The organism is Xylella fastidiosa (assembly GCF_011801475.1).
GTDB classification, from domain to species: Bacteria; Pseudomonadota; Gammaproteobacteria; order Xanthomonadales; family Xanthomonadaceae; genus Xylella; species Xylella fastidiosa.
Genome location: NZ_CP044352.1, coordinates 2040300 through 2059436, shown reverse-complemented (window position 1 = coordinate 2059436; position 19137 = coordinate 2040300). Strand labels below are relative to the sequence as shown.

Sequence of the window (19137 nt, the reverse complement as noted above, 5' to 3'; positions counted from 1 at the left end):
ATGCTCCGTGCAGCACTTCAGGATGGGTGGGAGGCACGCTGCTATACTCGCCACCACATGGAGCTAAAGCGGGGGACTGTGTGACATCTGTAGCGTTCGATACGCTTAAATTTGCGAACCGGCTGAAAACGGCAGGGGTTCCTGCGGCGCACGCAGAGGCTGAAGCCGAAGCCTTGGCCGAAGTGCTGGAAACGAATTTGCAAGACCTTGCGACAAAGCAAGATTTGCGGGAGCTGGAGTTAAAGCTCGAATCAAAAATAGATAAAGGGTTCACTGAAGTTAAAGGCGAAATGCTCCTACTCAAGTGGATGCTAGGCGTGCTCGTGGCGGGCGTTGCTGCACTGATCATCAAAGCGTTTTTCTGAGTCACGCCAGCACCTCATCCACGCCTTTTAAGGAATCGACCACGACCACGCGCTGGCCCATGCCGCGCATGCGCTCATGCTCACGGACTTGATGCGGTGTGCACTGCTGGCCTGGGGCTTTGAGTTCCACCCACAGGGTGCGCCCGTTGGGCAGCATGGCGATACGGTCCGGCGCACCGTGGCGGCCCCCCCATTTCACCTTGCGGATTTCACCGCCCTTGGCCCTGACCTGGGCCACTAAATAACGTTCGATTGTCCGCTCACGGGGAATGGTCATCATTGCTTCCTATACCGGTGGGTTTCAAAGCCTTCCGCCGCTAAGGGCAACCCTTGTGCCCAGGGGGGCGGTGTGGCCATGAGTGCGGCCAAGTGCGCGGCATTGAAAGCGGCGTTGTCATCGGCTTCGGTAATGATTTCGTCGTGCACGGTAAGCACGATGCTGTATCCGGCGGCTTCAATCGCAGGCATGCAGGCGGCCAACACGTCGCGGCTGACAGCTTGGGTGATGTTCTCGACCAGCTTGCCGCCGTAGGTGGTGATGCGCGTCCATTTGCGCGTTACCGGATGCGTGCCCATGTAGGACAGCGCGCCGTGCTCATCGACTCTGGGAGCGGCGTAGTAAAGCACCCGCCCCGACGGCAGACGCAGACGCAGCCATGCACGGCTGTACTGCACTGTGATACCGCAGCAGGTGTGCGCCGTTTCGGGGTGGCCGATGGCGTCTGTGACTGCGCACTGCAACGCCTGCCAAAACGCGGCAATGGCCGGATGCGCGTTGCGCCATGCGCGCTTAAACACATCGCAGGCCAACCATGCGCGATCTGAGAGGCCGAAGGTGGGACGGTGGTTGGCCTTGGTCCATTCAAGCAGTTCCGTTGCCTCCTGAAGTAGCAGCGGCGGTAAGGCGGCCTGCGCGGCCATCGCCTCCAAATCAATGTGATACATGGCCGCAAAGGCGGCAAAGGCCCCGACACCGCCGCCATACCCCAAGGCCAATTCCTGCACTTTGCCGATTTGGCGTTGCTGCTTGGTCACGGCCTGGGGCGCTATCCCGAACGAATGGGCGTAGGCGCGCTTGTAAATGTCGTCCCCTTTGCGAATAGGCGCGTGCTCGGCATTCCATTGCAAGGCGATCGGTGCCCCGCGCAGTGCGCCGTGAGTGATGGCCTCGCCGCTGTGCCATGTACCATCCACCCCTTGGCAGGTATCAAACTCACCAAACGCGTGCAGCTTGGGGGTTTCACCGGCCAGCCACGCCAATACGCGGCCTTCAATGTTGGACAGATCGGCCACGACCAGCTTTTTATGGGTTGGTGCAATCAGACAGCTGCGCAGCGCGCTGCTGGTCAGCGCCATGACATCGTCAAATACTAAATCCACACAACCGGCTTTCATGGCATCAATGCCAACCGTGATCGCTTCTTGGCTGAGCGTGGGGCGGGGCAGGTTGTGCGGCTGAAACAGCCGCCCCGCCCACCGTCCGGTGCGACTGGCCCCGTTGAATTGCAGCGTGCCGCGCAGGCGGCCATCGCGGCTGGTGCAGTTCAGCAGCGCCTGATACTTAGCGGTGCTGGTGGTGCTGGCTTGCCTGCGGATGGACAGCAGTTCCCGCACCGTCTCTGGCAACAGCGGATCGTCAAGGCAACGCTCTACCGTGTGTTGCTGCATGTCCGGCAACGCCACGCCGTGCGCGGTGCTCAGGTGGTGTAACAGTGCATCGCGCTGGGTTGCCGCCTGCACCACTCCTGCTGTGAGGTCACTGGTGCGCTCGGCCAATGCTTGCTTGGCGCGTTCCACAGCGCCGATGGCGGCCTGCGCTAAGTCCGTATCGACCAGAACGCCTCGGTCATTAATAGTTTGGTCCAGAAACCACAGCGCCAGCTCCGCCCCCGTGTAGTTGTGGGACGGCAAGCGCTTCACCACGTCCCGCATGGCCGTCACATCGCGCCTGGCGTACTCCACAAACTGTGCCCATTCGGTCGGATGGGTGTCACGTGTGGCACGGCGCAACGTGCAGTGGGTCGGGCGTGGTTTGCAAAACAGTGCAACGAGCCGTTTGCCGTCCTTGGCCTTGGCTTGCTCCACAGGAACGCGCAGCAGCTCGCATAGCGTACCCAGCGCCCCAGGCAGCGCATGGGCCAAGGCCTGGGCCATTGAATCGCGCCAGCGCTCCAAGGGGATGCTGATGCCGCAATGGCGTAGTACGGTTCGGTCAAAATGGGAGTTGTGGAAATACAGCAGCACCGCGGGGTTGTGCAGCGCAGCCGACAGCTCCTCAGGCATCGTTGCCGTGGCGGTGCAGTCCCACACCTGCACCGGCCCCTCACCCAAGGCGTAAGCAAACAGCAACAGTTGTGCTTGCTCGGCATACGCATGCACGCCATGGGCAATCGGGACGGGGGAGTACGTCTCTAGGTCCCCCCATAGGATCGGTGCGGGTGGCTGCGCGGTGGCCATCTCAGGCGGCGACCTTCAGCGAGTCAACCACCGTCGGATTCCAGAGAATTTGGTAGCTGCTATGCCCGTTGCGTGAGTACGGAATGGCTTCGCCCCATACGCGACCGGCTTCGGTTAATTCCCAGTCGTCGCGTTCATTACGGAATTGCAGGCCACTGGAGGCTAATAATTGGTTCACCGCCTTGGCCGAGCAATGCAGCTGCTTGCCTAGTTGCGTGGCGTTGAGCAGGCAAAGCGGTTCCTGTAACGCAGGCAATGCGCGGCGTATTTCTTCGGTCGTTAAATTCGTATTGCTTTTGATACAGGCCAATGTCGCGGCGGCAGCAATTCCTGGTTTTACGCCAGTCACTTTGGAAACGAATTGGCCGATTAACAGGAGTGCGGCAACGCGATCCTGTGTCGGCCCAGGCAAGGTGGGCAGTGCTCCTGGTGTGGAGTAGGTGCCTGTCTTGCGCAGGGTGGGCAGAACTTCGCTCGTCACCCAACGCTTAAAACGCTTGGCCGCAGGTTTTGTGCTGCCCATGATCAGGGAGTACAAACCGGATTCGTTGATGTGGTTAACGCGTTGAGTTCGCCCCAGCGCGTCGGTGACCTCCAACTTCTGGAGGTCATCTACATCCACGTGGGATTCAATGGCTTGATGTGGATTACCAAACTCCAGAACGGCACAAACATCGTTGGCGTTGAACCAAGGCGCATTGGCCTCGTCGAGTTGAATACGCACATCTTTTGATTCAAATTGGAATGGAGTGATTGCGTTGGCGGAATGAGTGGAGTGGTCAAGCGCGGGACGGTTGCCTGTCTTGCGCAGGGTGGGCAGGACTTCCTCAAATACCCAACGCTCGAACCGCTCTGCGGCAGGGAGTTTGCTGCTCACAATCAAGCGGAGCATGTCAGGCTCGGAGATGATCCGGATTTCTTGAACTCCGCCTGACGTCTGAAGGGGGTAACGCTTCGGCACCCCCCTGCAATGATCGCCCAAAGCTTTGTTATGGTTGGTGTAACCGAGTACATCGGCAACGTCTTTGCCGACAAACCACACTTCACCGTGATCATCAACCACGGTACGCACGGCGTGCGATTCAAATTGGAATGGGGTGATTGCATTCATTGCGTGGTCCTCTGTGGGTTGGAAGGGGCTTGGGATGGAAGGCGCGTGATGCAGCGGGACAATGTGTTGGCCCGCTTTTCGAGCTGCGGCTGCGGGCAGTGCTTCACTGATGAGCCACTGTCTAAAGCGTTTAGCCGCCTCTTTGGTGCTGCCGATGAGCAAGGCGTACACCCCTGACTCATTAAGATAGTTAACGTGTTTGGTCCGCCCGATAGTGTCGATGGCGGCGCGTTTCGATACGTTCTCCGCATCCACATGCTGAGCAAGTGCAGCACGCGGATTTAACAACTCCAACGCCGCGCAAATGTCATTGGCGTTGAACCATCGCCGCTTGTGTTCGTCGAGCTGGACACGCACGGCGTGGGATTCAAACTGGAGATGGAATTCAGAGGGTGCATTCATGATGTTGTCCTTACGATGCAAGCCGGTGGAGGGTGCGCGTTTCTCGGCCCTGCCGTTTCGTGTGCTGCCAGTGGTGTGAATCCGATTCACCCCCACGGCATGGCTCCTTCAACATCCTCCAGCTCGGCGACGTTGCTCAGGTCCTCGAAGTCCTCCACGCTGGCCACACCGCCTCCAGCGAACGCCTCACCATCACGCAAGAACTGCACGCCCCCCAGCGAGGCGTTAATCCGCTTGCCGTAGTTGTTGTCCTGCGCCCAGAGTTCTATGTTGGCGTTGACGTAGCATCCGGCATACGGCCTGCCGTCCTGCGCGGCGAGCGGGGTCCTGTCACGGTCGATCACCAGTGGCCGTGCCTTGTTACGCGCAGAGACGTATAGGTGCCCTGCAAACCCGTCATAGCTGGCTTTCAGGTCGCCATCATGCAAGGCGACTCTGTCGCCCATACGCATCTGTTTAAGCTGGGCCGCCGCCTTAGCGCCCCATTTGTCATTGGCCATCTTGTCAATGGCCTGGTTAAGGGCTTTGACTTGCGGGTCAGCAGGGTCGATGAGGAAGCAGGCCGAGAAGGCGGCCTCGCCTTCGCCATTGACTTTCTTGGGTTCAAACAACACGGGGAAGGCTAAGCGCACGTTTTTTAGGGTGAGTTTCATTACGGTGTCTCCTGAGATTGAAGTGAGGGTGCTGTGTCTGGGAGTGGGGGGATGGGCATATCGCTCAAGTCCTGGAAATCCGTCGCGTCCTGAAGGGCGAGCGCGGGGCGTTTATCCGATGTGGGAACAACAATGGGCGCCCCTGTTGACCTATGAATGAGCGGTTGGAGCTTTGGCCACTGGCGATCACCAATGACTCCGACCTGGTGGAGTTTCTCGGCACGCGTGGGGCTGATGAGAGACACGTCGTACATGTCTTTGAATTTGATGCGCAGCTGTTTGAGCATGGCTTCAGCGGCGGTCATGTCCGCCCAACGGCGCGGCCCCTGTCGGCCTTGAACCACCTTGTATCCAGGCACGGGCTGACCTGAAAGCAACTCCGCTGCTGCCCTGTCGCGAATAGATTTGCACCAGGATTCGATTAACTCTGTTGCGCCAAACAGGCAGGCCAGTGTGGTGTTGTCAAACGTGCGCAGCTGCGCGTAGCTGAGCTGCGGGACAATGGGCTTTGTGAGGTCGACAAAATCATCTGCCACCGTGTTCAGTACATGCGTGGCCAACGCAGGGCAGCTCGCTTTGGCCTTGCAAAACCGGCAGGGCGTTTCTGCGGGGCCGAAATACTCTGAAGGCAATTCGCCTACGTTGTTGTAGTGCCACATCGCAGCCCTACACCGCGCTGCGCCTTGCGCAACTTTCCGCCTAAAATCCTCCATCTGGGGGAGGGTGCGCACCCACTCATCGGCATGCCCAAGCCGTGGTTGCACGATCACTAGCCGCACGTGCTGAAAGGCTTCCACCCCTCCAAATTCACTCAGCGCTGCCAGCGCATACAGCTGCAATTGCTCATTGCCTTCGGCGAAGACTTTGACGCCTCTGCCGTATTTGAGATCAACGATGGTTAGCTCATCCCCCGCTAAAATCACCACATCAGCGGTGCCTTTAGCGTCTTGCTCCCCAGTGATGGAGGCAATGCGTAGGGGCTGCTCGACCAGGCGCACCCCCGCAATGGCGCGTACATAGTCCACATACTCCTGCACGTACGCCGCCATCTCTGCGGTGACTTCCCAGCGGTGGCCGTTGACCTCATGGCATGCCCCCACGTACGCGCTGGCATCGGAGCCGGTGCGTAATGCGTCGGCAGCCACCGTATGGGCCACGGTGCCTTCATCGGCAAATGGGCTGGAGTCGTCTTTGCAGGTGCGCGTTAACGGAACGCTTGCCGGACAGTGCAACCAACGATGCGCACTGCTCGGGGATAACATGGCGTGCTGGCTCATGTCTCAGCCTCTAAGGGCAAACCGCGTTCGTGGGCGATGTAAAATCCTTCGATGCGCTCCATCAGCGTTGGGTACAACTCCGGAGGGATTTGAGAGAGGCCAGCCACGCCAAATGACGTCAACACGTCTTTGGCGTATGTATTGCCAAGCTCTTTAGACAGGGCCGTTAACGCCTTCGCCGCCTCAAGATACCCAGGCGTGCTCATAGCGTCCGTTGTGCTCTGAGCAGCAGCAGGATTGGCCGCCGGTTGCGCCACATCCGTTGGGGGAGGAGGTGCCGCCGGTGGAGGGCTGGGGGCGCTATCGCTGCGCGGTGTAGTGTCAAGCACAGGTTGCGCGGGGCTGCTCGTGCTGCGGGGCGGGTTAAGCACCGCTAACACAGCGTTTAATTGGGCCTGATCGGTAATCGTGACGGTGATAGGAAACATGGGCTTTTTTCTCTCGTGTGTGGGGTGTTCCGTGTCGATGTGTTGTCCGTTGTCATCACAGCGCATCGCCGTCTTGCTCCAGTGCGTCACGCACCGCTTCGTAGTCTTCTAGCAAGCCTTTAAGACGCGATAACAACTCCCTTTCCACAGGCGTAAAACGCTCCACGGCTTGCCTGGTTGTTAGGTCACTCACAAGTTCGTTATCACTCATTGAACGCATGAGTAGTGCTGTCGGCATGGGAGGCGACATATAAAAACTCCTTCCAGAAACACGTTCGGGATTAGTGTTTAATCAATAACGATGAAAGCGTTTTGGCGGCTTCGTAGTGCGCGCGGCGAACGCGGTAATTGGCGATGCGTAGTGCATTGGGCATTGCTCGGGTATCGCGCAAAATGCAGTGGGCTAACCCAGGGTGTGCGTAGTCATTGCAACGTGCAGCGTGTTGTTCTTTCGGTGTGCGATAGCGGTTCATCGGTAGGTTTTTCCTGTGTCAAATCACGCCGCACGTGGCGGGCTGGGATGCGTGTTGTTTCGCATTGATTTGCGGTGAATGGCTGTGACGGCAATAACGGCTGGGAACCCAAAGCGCCGGTAGGCGTCAGACTTCGCCTCAACAGTTTTCTGAAACAGGCCGGTGTAGGTGTACACACCCTGCTTGGTGCGTGCGGTGATGGCGCAAGGAATCATGCGTATTCCTCCTGCATGACATCGGCGGTGCACCGTTGCTCAATCCATTCTTTCTGGTGGGGTTTAGCGCGTTCTGCTTTGCTGTGGGGGCGTTGGAATCTTGGAGGCCAACCCCTCGGGGCGTTTATGATGGAAGTCCCAACAACCATCAAACCCCAAGGGGCCAGCCATGACTGAGAAGCGGATTTCGGATGAACAGGATTTTGAGAAAAGGTCAGGCGTTCCCGTACGCGGACCAACGCAGCCCCCCCCAGCGCCCATACCCCAGCCACCACCGGCAGAAAAACAGTGAGGAACTCATGAACACAGCAGCGCCAGAAGCACGCACTAAATATGAAGCTGAGTTTGATTTGGCGTATCACGTTCGCTTGTACGAACGGCATATCCGGTTTTATTGCAGGCTCCGCAAGCTGTTTGTTTTTTCCAGTGTCCTTGCTGGAACGGTTGCGATTGGTAATGTTGTGAGTGGATTGCCTTGGTTGGTTTCGCTGCTGAGTGTGGTTGTTGCGGTGGCTGGATTGGCTGATCTTGTCTTTGATTTGAGCAATCAGACTGTTGCGTATGAACATCAACGTCGTAAATGCGTGGAGCTTCAGGTGGAGCAGTCGGTATTGACGTTGGAGGAGCTTGATAGCCAGATGCGGAAAATTCTTATAGATGCCCCACCAGAAATTGAGGCACTCAGGATGCCTTCTTACAATGATGTTCTTCGCACACTCGGCCATGTTGCACGTGTGCAACCGCTTACACGTGTTGAGCGCGTGTTGGATAAAATTGCCTGAATCCTTTTTATGCGGTTGTAAGCGCGGATCGTTATAACTGCTATATCCAATGCCAGCCATTACGCACCTGCCTTTGGTGTAGCAGTGGCATCAGTACGCATCTGGCCACGGACAGGGCGGACGGGATACTTATCCGAACGCGATGCTACAAAGCTGTAATGGACACCGAATTTAAAGACCGTTGCTCTTTCTTTCGGTTCTTGTTCGCACGGGGTGCAGGTCCATAACAACAGGCCCGAGTCCCCCCAATACCAATATCCCTCCAGTAGCCCAATAGTTTTCAGCTCTTTAAGTTCAGGTACGCGCCAATCGTCATAACCGCCGATCTTTAATTGGCAACATTCCTTTACCGCAACACAATCAGGGCCGTATTCATTCGAGCTTGGGCCGACATACCCAGCCAACCACTCAAGCCCTTTATGCTCATCACGCGTAATGATGTGCTTGCCGTGTTCGTCGTAGATTTTGGTGAACCTAACGCCCTCTGGGGTGGGGGCGTATCCGAAGGACGCGGTGCTCATGCGGCCACCCCCATGCTTTCAGCGGCTTCGTATGTAGCTAAAGCAGCACGAGCAGCAGCAAAAGCAGCATCACGCGCTTCTTGGTCTTTAGCGGCGTCGTACGCAGCACACGCTTCTTTTTTAGCGGCTTCGAGCGCAGCACGAGCAGCATTACGCTTTTCTTGTCGTTTTTTCTCCGATGCAGCGAGCTGCGCCGCAGATCGATTACGCACCGCCTCAAGGGCAGCTTTCACTTGCTGATACAATGGATGCGTTGTGGCAACAGTGAACTTATCGTCGTCAAAATAATCTGTCATCACGTCGGTGCTGTTGTACACCTTAAAACAGGCATGCACTAAAGGGCTAAAGCGTGTGTAACGCGTGGCGATTACACTAATTTCCGAGTTATCCCTGTCGTGCGGCTTTTCGTAGGAGTAACCGGCATGCTGCAACTTCCCGCCTTTCTCATCCCGAATGCCGTTCCAATAGAACAATGGCGCTTTTTTAGTTTCTGATGCGGTCGTGGCAGTCATGCGGCCACCCCGTTACTAGCGGCAGCTTCAGTGGCTTCGTATGCAGCAAGGTCGGCGGCATAAAAAGCATCACGAATAGCATCAATAACAATATTGGTATCACGCGCTTTTTCTTCTTTAACGGCGTAGTACGCCGCAAAGGCAGCACTGGCTTTTTCTCTAGCGGCTATGTACGCAGCATGTGATTCTGTTATAGCCGCTCCGGATTCACTACGAACCTCATCAAACGCTTCTTCTTCGGCGGCTTCGTAGGAGGCCCAAGCGGCACGCACAACAGCCATAGCAGCACCAAACGCTTCTTGTTTTTTATCAGCGTCGTATGAAGCAAAAGCAGCATCACGCGCTCCTTCTTCAGCGGCTTCGCGTGCCTCATACGCGTCCATAGCAGCGTCTTCGCAGTCATATAAAGCATCACGCACTTCTTTTCTAGCGGCTTCGCATACAGCCCAAGCAGCAGCAATCTCTTTTTTAGTTTCTGATACGGGTGGGCGGGCCTGAGGCTGGGCTTGCTCGCTAACGTTTAATGTCATTTTGATATCTCCTTGCCCCTGTGCCGCCGGTTGCGGGTGTCGTGGGGCGATGGGGAGATATTACCTAAAGGGTTATTACCTTTCAATAACCTTTTAGGTAATTATCGATTAAATTTTCTACGTTGCACGAAGGCTGCTTGTTTAAGGCGAAAAAAAAAAAAAAAAAAAAACCCCGCCAGCGCGGGGTTGATGTTTTTAAGGGTTATGAGCCGTTTAACGGCAACTGATGGTCACGGCTGCTTAGCAGCCTGCGGCGGTGGCTGCAATGCTTGAGCAGGAACCTGAATGATGATCGGAGCGGACTGAGCCGGTAACGCTTGATAACTCCCCTTGATGGTGCTGACCACGAAGCCGCCAACACCAAGAATGCCTGCGAAAAGGGCTAATACCGTGGCGAGCATCCATGTCCGGTTTTCTTTTTGAGCCTTCTCGAAATCAGCACGCAACTCACCCGCCGACTTGTTTAAGTCTGCCCGCAATTCACCGGCTGACTTGTTTAAGTCGGCCAGTAGTTCACCTGCCGACTTATTTAAGTCAGCCCGCAAGCTTTCAACATCGGCCTTGGTGGCAAGTGTGGGGATGATGGTTTCAAGTTGAACTATACGTGCTTCCATGCTGGCATCATGGGACAGATTGCCGTCGCCCGCAAGTGATGGACTTTCCCGCGTCAAATACGGAATTTTCTGCTTCCTTCCGCAGCACCATGCTTCATACCCTTTTTAATGCGAGCTATCTCGCGTGAATTTCCTTCCTGAATTTCGACAACTTCAGAGGCAAGATCAAGAACCATCCTCCCCACCTTAGAGGACTCTGAGCGTTTTCCATAAGGAATTTCCAGACTCTTTCGTTTCATTTCAAGCACAACAGAGGAGTACATGGTGATCTTTCCTCATCGCAAGTTATGCATTCCCCCACTTCAACCACTGAGCCGTAACACGCTTGAACCAGGGCAGTTTGCGCGATGGGTGGTCCTTTAAATGGGCGTAAGATCGCGTCACCTGGTTTTCACACAAAATATCCAAGGCAACAAAGATAGGCGGCTCATCGCTTTCTATCTCCAGACGCTGTGCAGTCCAGGCAGAAACTTGTTCTTGCGTTGAGTCTGGGTGCTTAACGATGTCGGACTCAAGTTGAGAAAAGCGGCGGCGTAGGTCGCTATGGATACGGGCCATCTGTGCCGTTCCAGCCACCAGATTAATACTGGTGGCGATGGTAACAGTGACTGCTCCAGCAATAGCCATCCACTGTGGCGCGTATTGGCCCAGAGAAGCAATCACTGCGGAACCACTCAATAGCCCTATAACAGAATTCAGCTTGTCGCAGCGGTCAAAGAATGCCATACGGCAGGAGTGGTAGCGCTGTGACTTCTGGACTCCCCACAGGAGTTCCCATCGCATGGTATGCAATTCAGCGTTGTTGGCGTCCATGCCCAACAGCATAGCACTACCGTGTTGGAGGCGGCGGGGGTGGTTGGTGATTGGGCGAATCGCGTACAGGTAGCTCCCGAGTTCTTCGAGGAGGAGGTGGCGGCGAAGCGGGTTGATTGGGTTTATTGCTCAAAATCTTTTCGTCCTTTTCCTATATAAGGTTTATGGGGTTCTACAATCCTCCGCTGCCTCCCCTGTCAATCACGCGGCCAAGCACTTGAACCGTTTCCATCTCGTTAGGTGGTACGATCTCGTCCTTGTAAATACGATGGCCTTCAGAGTCCTTGTTTTGGTTGTCGCTAACAATGCGTAAACCGTTGTTACGCAAGGTGTAGAGTCGTTTGACCTTTGCTTCACCACCAATGGCGATGGCATACACTTTCCCATCGCGAATACGGGTGTCAGCGAAGTTCACCATGACTCGGTCGTTATCAAACAGGGTGCGCTCCATGCTGTCGCCGTGTACGCGCATCAGCTTCACATCTTTTGGATTGATGTGTGCGTGCCTGAGCCAGGGCAGGGGGAAGGGCATTCGGAACTTTGTTTCAATGAACTCAGGAATTAGGACGCCGTTACCAGCGGAGAGCATCACATCGACTTCATCAACAAGTACGTTGGCTTCTGGATCCAACTTCTCATCGTCATCAATTGCTTGAAATTCATATGTATCAAGTTTGATGTGCTGGCCTGCGGGGTGTGGTGCATCAACACTTGGGAGCCTATCAAGGTAAGCGTTAGGTAACCCGAGTTCTGCTTCAATGGCGCGTGCCAGCTTATGACCGATACCCTTTGGGTTGGTTTCGGAAATCCATTGGCTCACTTGGGCTTGCGACCAACGACCAGCCCCACGCCTTCGTGAGAATTCGACTGGCCCACCAGCGGCGGCAACCAGTTGCTTAATGTGGAAAGTGCGTGCGGATAATGCATCCATAATCTCTATGATCCCATTTATTACCAGGAAGGTAAATTATCGAAAGGGTATTGCTTGTTAATAACCCTTTAGGTAATGTTTCGGCATGGACCTGCTCGACTACATCAAACTCAATGGCGGTAGCGGCAAAATCAACTGCCCTGTGCTCGTGCAATTAGCTACAAGAGCTGTATGCAGCCATAAAACCCTTTACATGATTGCCCTCGGCCACAAGAGAGCGGGCCATCAGTTAGTTAAGTCACTTGAACGTGTCACCAACGGTGCCGTTAGCCGCTACCAACTCCGCCCCGACATCTTCGGCGCTCCCCCCACAGGCCACAGGCAGGAGGTGTCCGATGCCGCCTAAACCCGAGTTCCCAACTTCTTTTCTTTCTCGATTACCGAAGGCAGTGCGCCTCTGGTGGTTTCGATTACACAAGCAACCGCACTGTGTGGAATGTGGAAAACGGTTGGATGGGTTTGAATTTCTCCGGGCGGGGGTTGGCCTTCTAGAACTACTGAAAGGTAGTGGTTTTCCATGTCCACGTGCGTGCAAATCCAAAACGCGTGGCTGCCAAAACGGCCATCTTGGGAGTGAAATTTCCTAATGATCAATTGGCTCAAGACTACATTTGGATGTAGTACTACAACGAATACTTTTTCTTCCATGCCGATCTCCGGTAGTGATTTGGTTGTGTGGAAACACCAATTCTACCGGCAGATCGGCTCCAACCCGATTTCGATTGGAAATGCACTTATGGAGATGCCTGATGCGGCGTGATGGTTCGGAACGGACACGTGCCCGTGTACCCGTTTCTATGGACGAACTCCGCATCAAGGAATACGAGGCCAAAGCCGAACTGCTGCGGTTGAAAGCAGCAGCAACGGACGATCCCTTACTTAAAGAGCGTCTTTTAGCGCAGTCCAGCCTTGCCTCTCTTGGCGCAAAGCAAATCGCAAATCTTTGTAACTCATTCAAACGGTGTGACGTTTGATGCGCTGTATTCGATCTTTTCAATGACATTGAATAACCCTTGGTAATGAATCTATGTATGCCGATCCGACCCACATTCGTAGTCACCCGGTGAAGGTGCGTTTTAACGATGCCGAACGCGATTTAATCAATGCGTTGGCTCAGTACAACGGGATGCAACCGGCGGCGTTGGTTCGTGAACTGGCGTTATCGGTAGCAACTGCTGCGATAAAGAATGATAAGCGGCAAGCAGACGCGGCTTGAAGTGCCTAACCAGGCCCTTTGGAGGCCCTGTGAAAATTGATCTAAGCCCTGCTGATCGAAAAATGTTTGAGCAATACGCACAAATCTATGGACTGGCTTGCGTTGATGAAGCGGTAGAACACGCTGCAAAACAAGCACTAAAGGACGCTTATCTGCTACGGGCCAAGAATGGGCATTCGCCTCTTGAAGAAGGCGTGGTGATTTATTTGAAGGGACTTAAAAAGCCCTCAAGGAATCAAGAATGAAAGCAAGCGGTGACACCGTGAGCTTGACCACTGCCCATCGCTGCGGTACCGTCGCTGGTAAGGAGTGTAAGAACTCCGTAGCTAGCGGTACCCGCATCCGAAACCCATGCGGTTTTTTTACGCCTGCACGTTTTTACGTCGGGAGGGCGGCAGCCATACAACACCCTGTAAAGGGGAAAGCTGCCCGCCGTCTAGCTACGGTTTCTTACCCTCCCGACATTCTCAGGGCGGCGCGTAAGAAACGTCTCGATCTACTTCTCATTCTCGCCAGCCACGGTGACGCCGTGAGCTTGACACCAATCATGCATCTGAGGCAGGCTACCCACGCAGCGGCAAAATCCGCTGCCGGGTTTAGAAGCCTGAATCCCCAGCGCGAAAAGCGCCCATTTCCGATGTTGGCGCTTTTTCATTGCTCGCTACCGTCGGTAGTGGGCCTTGCGTACAGCGCAACTCGCCTATGGCGGGCGGCGTGGAGAGACTTTCAAGTCTACCGGTCCTGGGGTCGGTCTTCTAACTCCGCGTCGTCCGCCTCCCTGTTTAGAAGCGTGGTGGCGGACTCCATTTTCCTCAGGAGTCATGCTATGTCGCAGTTACCTTCTGCCGTGTGTTTTTCCGGCAAATCCCTTTCCATTATTGATCGTGACGGTACGCCGTACTTGAGTGCACGCGAGTTAGCCCGCGCTTTGGGCTACAAAGACACCGTGAGCTTGACCACTGCCCACCGCTGCGGTACTGTCTTCGGTAAGGAGCCTAAGAACTCCGGAAGTAGCGGTAACCGCACCCGAAACCCATGCGGTTTTTTTACGCCTGCACGTTTTTACGTCGGGAGGGCGGCAGCTATACAACACCCGCAAGGGGAAAGCTGCCCGCCGTCTACTTCCGGTTTCTTAGCCTCCCGACACCCACAGGTGCGGCGCCTAAGAACGTCTCCCCTGTGGTCATCCCATGAAGTAGGAGACGTTTTATGACGCAGTTACCTGCTGCCGTGTGTTTTTCCGGCAAATCCCTTTCCATTATCGACCGTGATGGTGTTCCTCACCTAAGCGCACGCGATCTAGCCCACGCTTTGGGCTACAAAGACACCGTGAGCTTGACCACTGCCCATCGCTGCGGTACCGTCTTCGGTAAGGAGCTTAAGAACTCCGAACTCAGCGGTACCCGCATCCGAAAACCATGCGGTTTTTTTACGCCCGCACGTTTTACGTCGGGAGGGCGGCAGCCATACAACACCCGCAAGGGGAAAGCTGCCCGCCGTCTGAGTTCGGTTCTTAACCTCCCGACACCCACAGGTGCGGCGCGTAAGAACGTCTCCCTGTGGTCATCCCATAACTCAGGAGACGTTCTATGACGCAGTTACCTGCTGCCGTGTGTTTTTCCGGCAAATCCCTTTCCATTATCGACCGTGATGGTGTTCCTCACCTAAGCGCACGCGATCTAGCCCACGCTTTGGGCTACAAAGACACCGTGAGCTTGACCACTGCCCATCGCTGCGGTACCGTCGCTGGTAAGGAGATCAAAAACTCCGGAAACAGCGGTACCCGCATCCGAAAACCATGCGGTTTTTTTACGCCTGAACGTTTTTACGTCGGGAGGGCGGCAGCGATACAAGACCCTTTGGGGAAAGCTGCCCGCCGTCTGTTTCCGGTTTTTGACCTCCCGACACCTACGGGTGCGGCGCGCAAAAACGTCTCCCCGTGGTCATCTCACGAAACAGGAGACGTTTTATGACGCAGTTACCCTCTGCCGTGTGTTTTTCCGGCAAATCCCTTTCCATTATCGACCGTGATGGTGTTCCTCACCTAAGCGCACGCGATCTAGCCCACGCTTTGGGTTACAAAGACACCGTGAGCTTGACCCACATTCACCGCTGCGGTACCGTCGCTAGTAAGGAGCCTAGAAACTCCATTGCAGCCAGCGGTTACCGCATCCGTCAATCTCGCGGTTTTTTTGTGCCCGTTCGTTTTCACGGCGGGAGGGTGACGGATAAAAAACCTCGCAAGGGGGAAGAAGTCCGCCTGTCTGGTTGCAGGTTTCTAGCCTCCCGCCTTCTACGGGTGCGACGCCTAGAAACGTCTCCCCGTGGTCATCTTGATCAACCAGGAGACGTTTTATGACGCAGTTACCCTCTGCCGTGTGTTTTTCCGGCAAATCCCTTTCCATTATCGACCGTGACGGTGTTCCTCACCTAAGCGCACGCGATCTAGCCCACGCTTTGGGTTACGCCGATGAACGATCCGTATTGCGCATCTACAACCGTCATTCCGAAGAGTTCACCTATCAAATGAGCTTGGTGGTCAATTTGACCACCGTTACCGGAGACAAACCCACCCGACTCTTCAGCCCTCGTGGCTGCCACATGGTATCAATGTTTGCTCGCACTTCAGTTGCCGCCGCGTTTCGTCGCTGGGTGCTGGATGTGTTGGAATTCATGCCCTCAATCCGCAAGACGGGCAGCTACTCGGCTTCGCACCCTCCTGTTGTCACTTTGACAGAAGAAGAGGCATTCAACCTGTACGCACTGCTGAGGATGGTCGCGGGGCATTTGTCACGGGAACGCATCGAACCGATTGAACAAGCCTTACATCTGATTCGCTCACCGTTAGCCGGTGCGGTCAGCGATCTGTGGCGGGAGGTGGGGCCGCGTGCTAAGCGCATGGAGAATCTCGCTGGGCGTTGCCGCAGTGCCTTCTACCGTTTGCGCTAACACCTGCGGCTGTCTGGCTGGCCGTACTCCTTAATTAGTAAGGAGTCACTTCCGAATCGTTAAACCACCCCCGCAGTTAAAAAGGGCGGGCTGAGGGGGTGGCCTCAACTCGCCCAAAACAAAGGTGAAACTCCTATGAGAGATTCTATCACGGTTCTAAAACACCCCGTAAATACCCTCGCCAAAACATGGCGCGCTGATGGCTCGGTGAAAGCCTACGACAACGCCAAGTTCTTCCAGGTGGAGCAACGAGCGCTCAACAATAGCCGCGAGCTGTCAGCACTTCTCACGGAGCTGGAGCAGAACCCGCATGCCTGCGTGATTCGCGGGGCGTATGTGGGCGATGCCAAAGCCGCTGCGCTTGATACTGAGTTCCAGAAAGGAAAAGTACGGCGCATTGCCGAGCTGTACGAGGATATCCCGCATCACTGGATGCTCGTTGAGATTGATAATTTCGATCCGGTGCGCCGCGATCCGGTGGCTGATCCGGTAGGGAGCATCGGCGAGTTCCTCCACGCACATCTTCCCTTTGGCTTCTACGGCGCAGATTACCATTGGCAGTTATCCAGTAGCGCGGGGCGTCCTGAGTGCGCAGGGAAGCTAAAAGCCCATGTGTGGTTTTGGCTACATAAGCCGTACACCAGCGCACAGCTCAAAGCCTGGGCCGCTGTCTGCGCTCCAGGGCTGGATGCTTCTGTATTTAATACGGTGCAAATCCACTACACCGCCGCCCCTGTATTTGAAGCCGGTGTGGCCGATCCAGTTCCAGTGCGCAGCGGCTTTGTGAAAGGCTTTCTTGAGGATTCTGTATTGCTGGAGATTGATGCGGCGATCCTGGAAAGCGCCAAGACTGAAGGTAAACCCAGCCGCCAACACAAGCTCATGGCCGCTGCTGCCAACGACCCTGTGGCCGTGCGCCTTGAAGAACGCGGGTTTATCTTATCGACCGGTAAGGCCGGTGAACTCTTTATCGAATGCCCCTTGGCTAAGCAGCATACGCAAGCCTCTAGCCCCACATCCACGGTGTATTACCCAGCGCATACCGGAGGTTATGCCAATGGCGCGTTTGTATGCCAGCACGCCCACTGTCGCGGGGTGCCGCAATCGGCGTTTCTACATGAAATAGGAGTCTATTCCGATGAGGAAATGCTAGCCATGTTCGAGGACCTCACGGACGAGCCTGCCACGCTTGCCGTTGAGCGGCACGACGTGCCCGAAGCGCTGTACCTAACCACTGACACAGCGAACGCAGTGCGGATTGCCAAGCATTACGGCAAACGGCTGATGGTGTCTGCTGATCGCTGGTTCGTCTGGGAAGGCACCCACTGGGCGCATGGTATGGATGCGGCGCGCCTGTTGGCGTTAAAACTCTCAAAAATCATTCGCGGCGAAGTGGAGCAATGGCGCACCAAGCGAGCGGACACGGAGAAGGAAAAAAGCAAAAACGCAAAGATCGCTGCTGCGCTGGAGGCATGGGGCAAGAAGTCGGAAATGCGCAGCACTGTAGAGGCGGCGATGGCGCTGGCCAAAAGTATGTTGGTTGTGAAAGCGGAACGGCTGGACACGGACCCCTGGCTATTGAACTGCGCCAATGGCACTGTGGACCTGCGTACCGGAACGCTCAAAGCGCATCGCCCCGAGGATTACATTACGCGGGTTGTCCCCGTTAACTACACACCCGATGCCGCTGCACCTGTCTTTAAAAAGACACTGGCGCGCATTACGTGCGAAGAGGGGCAGGCCCAGCAGCCGCTCAGTGACTTTCTGCAACGCTGGTTCGGCTACTGCGCCACCGGCTCGGTACGTGAGCATAAGCTGGCGGTGATGTACGGGATGGGACGTAACGGGAAAAGTACGCTACTGGACCTGATCTCAGGGATTCTTGGCAGTTATGCAGGTGTGGCCGCCCCTGGGCTGCTGATGGACGGAGGCCACGACAGGCACCCAACCGAAATTGCCGATCTGGCGGGACGGCGCATGATGACGGTGAATGAAACCAGCGAAGGAGGCATCTTGCGCGAAGGCTTCGTGAAGCAGGCCACCGGAGGGGATTCACTCAAGGCCCGTCATATGCGTAGTGACTTCTTCGAGTTCCAGCCCACGCACAAGCTGCAATTACTCACTAACCATAAGCCTGTCATCAAGGGGCAGGACGTGGGCATCTGGAGTCGCCTAATGCTCATCCCCTTTAAAGCGCGCTTCGGCACTGCTGAAGAGGTAAAGGCGGGGGTCGCCCAATACCCTATAGACCATAAGATCACTGAGAAGCTGGCCGCTGAACGAGAAGGCGTCTTAGCGTGGGTTATCGCTGGTGCCGTGGAGTGGTATCGGGACGGGCTTAACCCGCCTGGGATTGTGAGGGACGCTTCAAAGGACTATCAGACGGAGCAGGACCGCATCGCCCAGTTCATTAAGGATGAGTGCGTATTGGGGATGGAGCACGAGGAGAAGCTAACCGCGCCAATGGGTGGCGGCTTATACCCAGCCTATACGCAATGGTGCAAAGACAGCGGTGTTTACGCGTTGTCCAAAACCCGTTTTCTTGGCGAGCTGGAACGGTGCGTGCCGAAGTTCAGAAATAAACGGGAAACCAGAACGCTCGACGGAAAACGACGCGAGTTAGTGGTGATCCAAGGGATAGGGTTAGTAGACGCTGGCATATAACGAAAAGTAGTGCAGCGCCCTCTGCATCTCGCAAATGACTGTTGGCGGGGTGCAGAGGGTGTTGTTCGTTTTTGGGGTGGTGAATCTGTAAACGCTGCGGGTTTGATGAAATCTGCAAAATTTTACGCGTTAATTTTCTCAGGGTGTGGGGTGTGTGGGTCGTATTTAGCTTTTTTATATTATCCGTCACAACTCACTGTATAAAAAATATACAGCATATATAG

At 55.4% G+C, this 19137-nt stretch carries 28 protein-coding genes and 1 pseudogene; 12 read left to right on the top strand and 17 right to left on the bottom strand.

From position 1 onward, the window contains the following. Positions 1-80 precede the first annotated feature (80 nt). Positions 81-365, top strand: coding sequence for a DUF1640 domain-containing protein (locus F7G16_RS09550; protein ID WP_011098229.1), 285 nt, complete (start codon positions 81-83; stop codon positions 363-365). Position 366: 1 nt separating this feature from the next. Here F7G16_RS09550 and F7G16_RS09545 read toward each other — a convergent pair whose 3' ends face one another. From F7G16_RS09545 to F7G16_RS09505, 10 genes and pseudogenes are all read right to left on the bottom strand, one after another. After that, entirely contained in the window at positions 367-645 is a 279-nt protein-coding gene (locus F7G16_RS09545) for a PDDEXK family nuclease (RefSeq protein WP_011097962.1), read from the bottom strand. Further along, positions 642-2822 carry a DNA polymerase gene (locus tag F7G16_RS09540; protein ID WP_011097961.1) on the bottom strand — a complete coding sequence of 727 codons (2181 nt, stop codon included), beginning with the start codon at positions 2820-2822 and terminating at the stop codon, positions 642-644. Before F7G16_RS09540 ends, F7G16_RS09545 begins: the two co-directional genes overlap by 4 nt. A 1-nt stretch (position 2823) precedes the next feature. Continuing rightward, positions 2824-3933 (bottom strand): BRO-N domain-containing protein, encoded by a 1110-nt coding sequence (locus F7G16_RS09535; RefSeq protein WP_004088917.1) that lies wholly within the window; start codon positions 3931-3933, stop codon positions 2824-2826. Between the two features lie 105 nt (positions 3934-4038). Further along, positions 4039-4335, bottom strand: a pseudogene (locus F7G16_RS12825) (BRO-N domain-containing protein); the annotation flags it as partial. 86 nt (positions 4336-4421) lie between these two features. Further along, on the bottom strand, positions 4422-4988 hold the full coding sequence (locus F7G16_RS09530; protein WP_004090881.1) for a DUF2815 family protein: 567 nt from the start codon (positions 4986-4988) through the stop codon (positions 4422-4424). Continuing rightward, positions 4988-6265 (bottom strand): DUF2800 domain-containing protein, encoded by a 1278-nt coding sequence (locus F7G16_RS09525; RefSeq protein ID WP_012382637.1) that lies wholly within the window; start codon positions 6263-6265, stop codon positions 4988-4990. Before F7G16_RS09525 ends, F7G16_RS09530 begins: the two co-directional genes overlap by 1 nt. Further along, the gene (locus F7G16_RS09520) at positions 6262-6759 is read right to left on the bottom strand and encodes a hypothetical protein (protein WP_167405117.1); all 498 of its coding nucleotides are present in this window, start codon (positions 6757-6759) and stop codon (positions 6262-6264) included. Before F7G16_RS09520 ends, F7G16_RS09525 begins: the two co-directional genes overlap by 4 nt. After that, positions 6749-6943 (bottom strand): hypothetical protein, encoded by a 195-nt coding sequence (locus tag F7G16_RS09515; RefSeq protein WP_004086187.1) that lies wholly within the window; start codon positions 6941-6943, stop codon positions 6749-6751. The genes F7G16_RS09520 and F7G16_RS09515 overlap by 11 nt, the downstream gene beginning before the upstream one ends. A 31-nt stretch (positions 6944-6974) precedes the next feature. Beyond that, the gene (locus F7G16_RS09510; RefSeq protein WP_038233160.1) at positions 6975-7166 is read right to left on the bottom strand and encodes a hypothetical protein; all 192 of its coding nucleotides are present in this window, start codon (positions 7164-7166) and stop codon (positions 6975-6977) included. A gap of 23 nt (positions 7167-7189) precedes the next feature. Next, on the bottom strand, positions 7190-7381 hold the full coding sequence (locus F7G16_RS09505) for a hypothetical protein (RefSeq protein WP_012382634.1): 192 nt from the start codon (positions 7379-7381) through the stop codon (positions 7190-7192). Between the two features lie 191 nt (positions 7382-7572). Between F7G16_RS09505 and F7G16_RS09500 the strand changes: the two genes are divergently transcribed. Then, positions 7573-8163, top strand: coding sequence for a hypothetical protein (locus tag F7G16_RS09500; protein WP_225621683.1), 591 nt, complete (start codon positions 7573-7575; stop codon positions 8161-8163). A gap of 59 nt (positions 8164-8222) precedes the next feature. On the opposite strand, the gene F7G16_RS09495 is transcribed toward F7G16_RS09500, so the two are convergent. The 7 genes from F7G16_RS09495 to F7G16_RS09465 all read right to left on the bottom strand — a co-directional run bounded on the left by F7G16_RS09495 (position 8223) and on the right by F7G16_RS09465 (position 12084). Further along, positions 8223-8684: an Lcl domain-containing protein gene (locus tag F7G16_RS09495; RefSeq protein ID WP_072866385.1), complete on the bottom strand. Its 462-nt coding sequence runs from the start codon at positions 8682-8684 to the stop codon at positions 8223-8225. Continuing rightward, entirely contained in the window at positions 8681-9196 is a 516-nt protein-coding gene (locus F7G16_RS09490; RefSeq protein ID WP_071869851.1) for a hypothetical protein, read from the bottom strand. Before F7G16_RS09490 ends, F7G16_RS09495 begins: the two co-directional genes overlap by 4 nt. Further along, positions 9193-9726, bottom strand: a complete 534-nt coding sequence (locus tag F7G16_RS09485) for a hypothetical protein (RefSeq protein ID WP_071869852.1) — start codon at positions 9724-9726, stop codon at positions 9193-9195. Before F7G16_RS09485 ends, F7G16_RS09490 begins: the two co-directional genes overlap by 4 nt. A 230-nt stretch (positions 9727-9956) precedes the next feature. Beyond that, positions 9957-10340 (bottom strand): hypothetical protein, encoded by a 384-nt coding sequence (locus F7G16_RS09480; RefSeq protein ID WP_012382633.1) that lies wholly within the window; start codon positions 10338-10340, stop codon positions 9957-9959. A 53-nt stretch (positions 10341-10393) separates the two neighbouring features. Then, the gene (locus F7G16_RS09475; protein ID WP_012382632.1) at positions 10394-10603 is read right to left on the bottom strand and encodes a hypothetical protein; all 210 of its coding nucleotides are present in this window, start codon (positions 10601-10603) and stop codon (positions 10394-10396) included. A gap of 22 nt (positions 10604-10625) precedes the next feature. Then, complete coding sequence (locus F7G16_RS09470; protein WP_011097953.1) at positions 10626-11165, bottom strand: hypothetical protein; 540 nt, start codon at positions 11163-11165, stop codon at positions 10626-10628. Positions 11166-11325: 160 nt separating this feature from the next. Next, positions 11326-12084 (bottom strand): S24 family peptidase, encoded by a 759-nt coding sequence (locus tag F7G16_RS09465; RefSeq protein ID WP_011097952.1) that lies wholly within the window; start codon positions 12082-12084, stop codon positions 11326-11328. An 85-nt stretch (positions 12085-12169) separates the two neighbouring features. Between F7G16_RS09465 and F7G16_RS09460 the strand changes: the two genes are divergently transcribed. The 10 genes from F7G16_RS09460 to F7G16_RS09410 all read left to right on the top strand — a co-directional run bounded on the left by F7G16_RS09460 (position 12170) and on the right by F7G16_RS09410 (position 18913). Continuing rightward, positions 12170-12430, top strand: a complete 261-nt coding sequence (locus F7G16_RS09460) for a helix-turn-helix domain-containing protein (protein WP_012382631.1) — start codon at positions 12170-12172, stop codon at positions 12428-12430. Between the two features lie 403 nt (positions 12431-12833). Then, positions 12834-13058: a hypothetical protein gene (locus F7G16_RS09455; protein WP_174856288.1), complete on the top strand. Its 225-nt coding sequence runs from the start codon at positions 12834-12836 to the stop codon at positions 13056-13058. 53 nt (positions 13059-13111) lie between these two features. After that, entirely contained in the window at positions 13112-13300 is a 189-nt protein-coding gene (locus F7G16_RS09450) for a plasmid mobilization protein (protein WP_004085135.1), read from the top strand. After that, on the top strand, positions 13297-13545 hold the full coding sequence (locus tag F7G16_RS09445) for a hypothetical protein (protein WP_128712480.1): 249 nt from the start codon (positions 13297-13299) through the stop codon (positions 13543-13545). The genes F7G16_RS09450 and F7G16_RS09445 overlap by 4 nt, the downstream gene beginning before the upstream one ends. A gap of 17 nt (positions 13546-13562) precedes the next feature. After that, positions 13563-14513 (top strand): BRO-N domain-containing protein, encoded by a 951-nt coding sequence (locus tag F7G16_RS12375; protein ID WP_243857840.1) that lies wholly within the window; start codon positions 13563-13565, stop codon positions 14511-14513. Beyond that, positions 14510-14893: a BRO-N domain-containing protein gene (locus F7G16_RS09430; RefSeq protein ID WP_206614042.1), complete on the top strand. Its 384-nt coding sequence runs from the start codon at positions 14510-14512 to the stop codon at positions 14891-14893. Before F7G16_RS12375 ends, F7G16_RS09430 begins: the two co-directional genes overlap by 4 nt. Then, the gene (locus F7G16_RS09425; RefSeq protein WP_061278107.1) at positions 14890-15273 is read left to right on the top strand and encodes a BRO-N domain-containing protein; all 384 of its coding nucleotides are present in this window, start codon (positions 14890-14892) and stop codon (positions 15271-15273) included. The genes F7G16_RS09430 and F7G16_RS09425 overlap by 4 nt, the downstream gene beginning before the upstream one ends. Then, complete coding sequence (locus F7G16_RS09420; protein WP_128712482.1) at positions 15270-15659, top strand: BRO-N domain-containing protein; 390 nt, start codon at positions 15270-15272, stop codon at positions 15657-15659. The genes F7G16_RS09425 and F7G16_RS09420 overlap by 4 nt, the downstream gene beginning before the upstream one ends. Continuing rightward, a complete protein-coding gene (locus tag F7G16_RS09415) occupies positions 15656-16249 on the top strand; it encodes a BRO-N domain-containing protein (RefSeq protein ID WP_128712483.1) in 594 nt (197 codons plus the stop codon). The genes F7G16_RS09420 and F7G16_RS09415 overlap by 4 nt, the downstream gene beginning before the upstream one ends. 135 nt (positions 16250-16384) lie before the next feature. After that, a complete protein-coding gene (locus tag F7G16_RS09410; RefSeq protein WP_128712484.1) occupies positions 16385-18913 on the top strand; it encodes a DNA primase family protein in 2529 nt (842 codons plus the stop codon). Positions 18914-19137 lie beyond the last annotated feature (224 nt).

What these genes read in the sequence shown, in the direction of transcription:
- F7G16_RS09545 (WP_011097962.1), bottom strand. Translation starts at nt 645, where the DNA reads ATGATGACCATTCCCCGTGAGCGGACAATCGAACGTTATTTAGTGGCC.
- F7G16_RS09540 (WP_011097961.1), bottom strand. Translation starts at nt 2,822, where the DNA reads ATGGCCACCGCGCAGCCACCCGCACCGATCCTATGGGGGGACCTAGAG.
- F7G16_RS09535 (WP_004088917.1), bottom strand. Translation starts at nt 3,933, where the DNA reads ATGAATGCAATCACCCCATTCCAATTTGAATCGCACGCCGTGCGTACC.
- F7G16_RS09530 (WP_004090881.1), bottom strand. Translation starts at nt 4,988, where the DNA reads ATGAAACTCACCCTAAAAAACGTGCGCTTAGCCTTCCCCGTGTTGTTT.
- F7G16_RS09525 (WP_012382637.1), bottom strand. Translation starts at nt 6,265, where the DNA reads ATGAGCCAGCACGCCATGTTATCCCCGAGCAGTGCGCATCGTTGGTTG.
- F7G16_RS09520 (WP_167405117.1), bottom strand. Translation starts at nt 6,759, where the DNA reads ATGCGCTGTGATGACAACGGACAACACATCGACACGGAACACCCCACA.
- F7G16_RS09515 (WP_004086187.1), bottom strand. Translation starts at nt 6,943, where the DNA reads ATGTCGCCTCCCATGCCGACAGCACTACTCATGCGTTCAATGAGTGAT.
- F7G16_RS09510 (WP_038233160.1), bottom strand. Translation starts at nt 7,166, where the DNA reads ATGAACCGCTATCGCACACCGAAAGAACAACACGCTGCACGTTGCAAT.
- F7G16_RS09505 (WP_012382634.1), bottom strand. Translation starts at nt 7,381, where the DNA reads ATGATTCCTTGCGCCATCACCGCACGCACCAAGCAGGGTGTGTACACC.
- F7G16_RS09500 (WP_225621683.1), top strand. Translation starts at nt 7,573, where the DNA reads ATGAACAGGATTTTGAGAAAAGGTCAGGCGTTCCCGTACGCGGACCAA.
- F7G16_RS09495 (WP_072866385.1), bottom strand. Translation starts at nt 8,684, where the DNA reads ATGAGCACCGCGTCCTTCGGATACGCCCCCACCCCAGAGGGCGTTAGG.
- F7G16_RS09490 (WP_071869851.1), bottom strand. Translation starts at nt 9,196, where the DNA reads ATGACTGCCACGACCGCATCAGAAACTAAAAAAGCGCCATTGTTCTAT.
- F7G16_RS09485 (WP_071869852.1), bottom strand. Translation starts at nt 9,726, where the DNA reads ATGACATTAAACGTTAGCGAGCAAGCCCAGCCTCAGGCCCGCCCACCC.
- F7G16_RS09480 (WP_012382633.1), bottom strand. Translation starts at nt 10,340, where the DNA reads ATGGAAGCACGTATAGTTCAACTTGAAACCATCATCCCCACACTTGCC.
- F7G16_RS09475 (WP_012382632.1), bottom strand. Translation starts at nt 10,603, where the DNA reads ATGTACTCCTCTGTTGTGCTTGAAATGAAACGAAAGAGTCTGGAAATT.
- F7G16_RS09470 (WP_011097953.1), bottom strand. Translation starts at nt 11,165, where the DNA reads ATGCTGTTGGGCATGGACGCCAACAACGCTGAATTGCATACCATGCGA.
- F7G16_RS09465 (WP_011097952.1), bottom strand. Translation starts at nt 12,084, where the DNA reads ATGGATGCATTATCCGCACGCACTTTCCACATTAAGCAACTGGTTGCC.
- F7G16_RS09460 (WP_012382631.1), top strand. Translation starts at nt 12,170, where the DNA reads ATGGACCTGCTCGACTACATCAAACTCAATGGCGGTAGCGGCAAAATC.
- F7G16_RS09455 (WP_174856288.1), top strand. Translation starts at nt 12,834, where the DNA reads ATGCGGCGTGATGGTTCGGAACGGACACGTGCCCGTGTACCCGTTTCT.
- F7G16_RS09450 (WP_004085135.1), top strand. Translation starts at nt 13,112, where the DNA reads ATGTATGCCGATCCGACCCACATTCGTAGTCACCCGGTGAAGGTGCGT.
- F7G16_RS09430 (WP_206614042.1), top strand. Translation starts at nt 14,510, where the DNA reads ATGACGCAGTTACCTGCTGCCGTGTGTTTTTCCGGCAAATCCCTTTCC.
- F7G16_RS09425 (WP_061278107.1), top strand. Translation starts at nt 14,890, where the DNA reads ATGACGCAGTTACCTGCTGCCGTGTGTTTTTCCGGCAAATCCCTTTCC.
- F7G16_RS09420 (WP_128712482.1), top strand. Translation starts at nt 15,270, where the DNA reads ATGACGCAGTTACCCTCTGCCGTGTGTTTTTCCGGCAAATCCCTTTCC.
- F7G16_RS09415 (WP_128712483.1), top strand. Translation starts at nt 15,656, where the DNA reads ATGACGCAGTTACCCTCTGCCGTGTGTTTTTCCGGCAAATCCCTTTCC.
- F7G16_RS09410 (WP_128712484.1), top strand. Translation starts at nt 16,385, where the DNA reads ATGAGAGATTCTATCACGGTTCTAAAACACCCCGTAAATACCCTCGCC.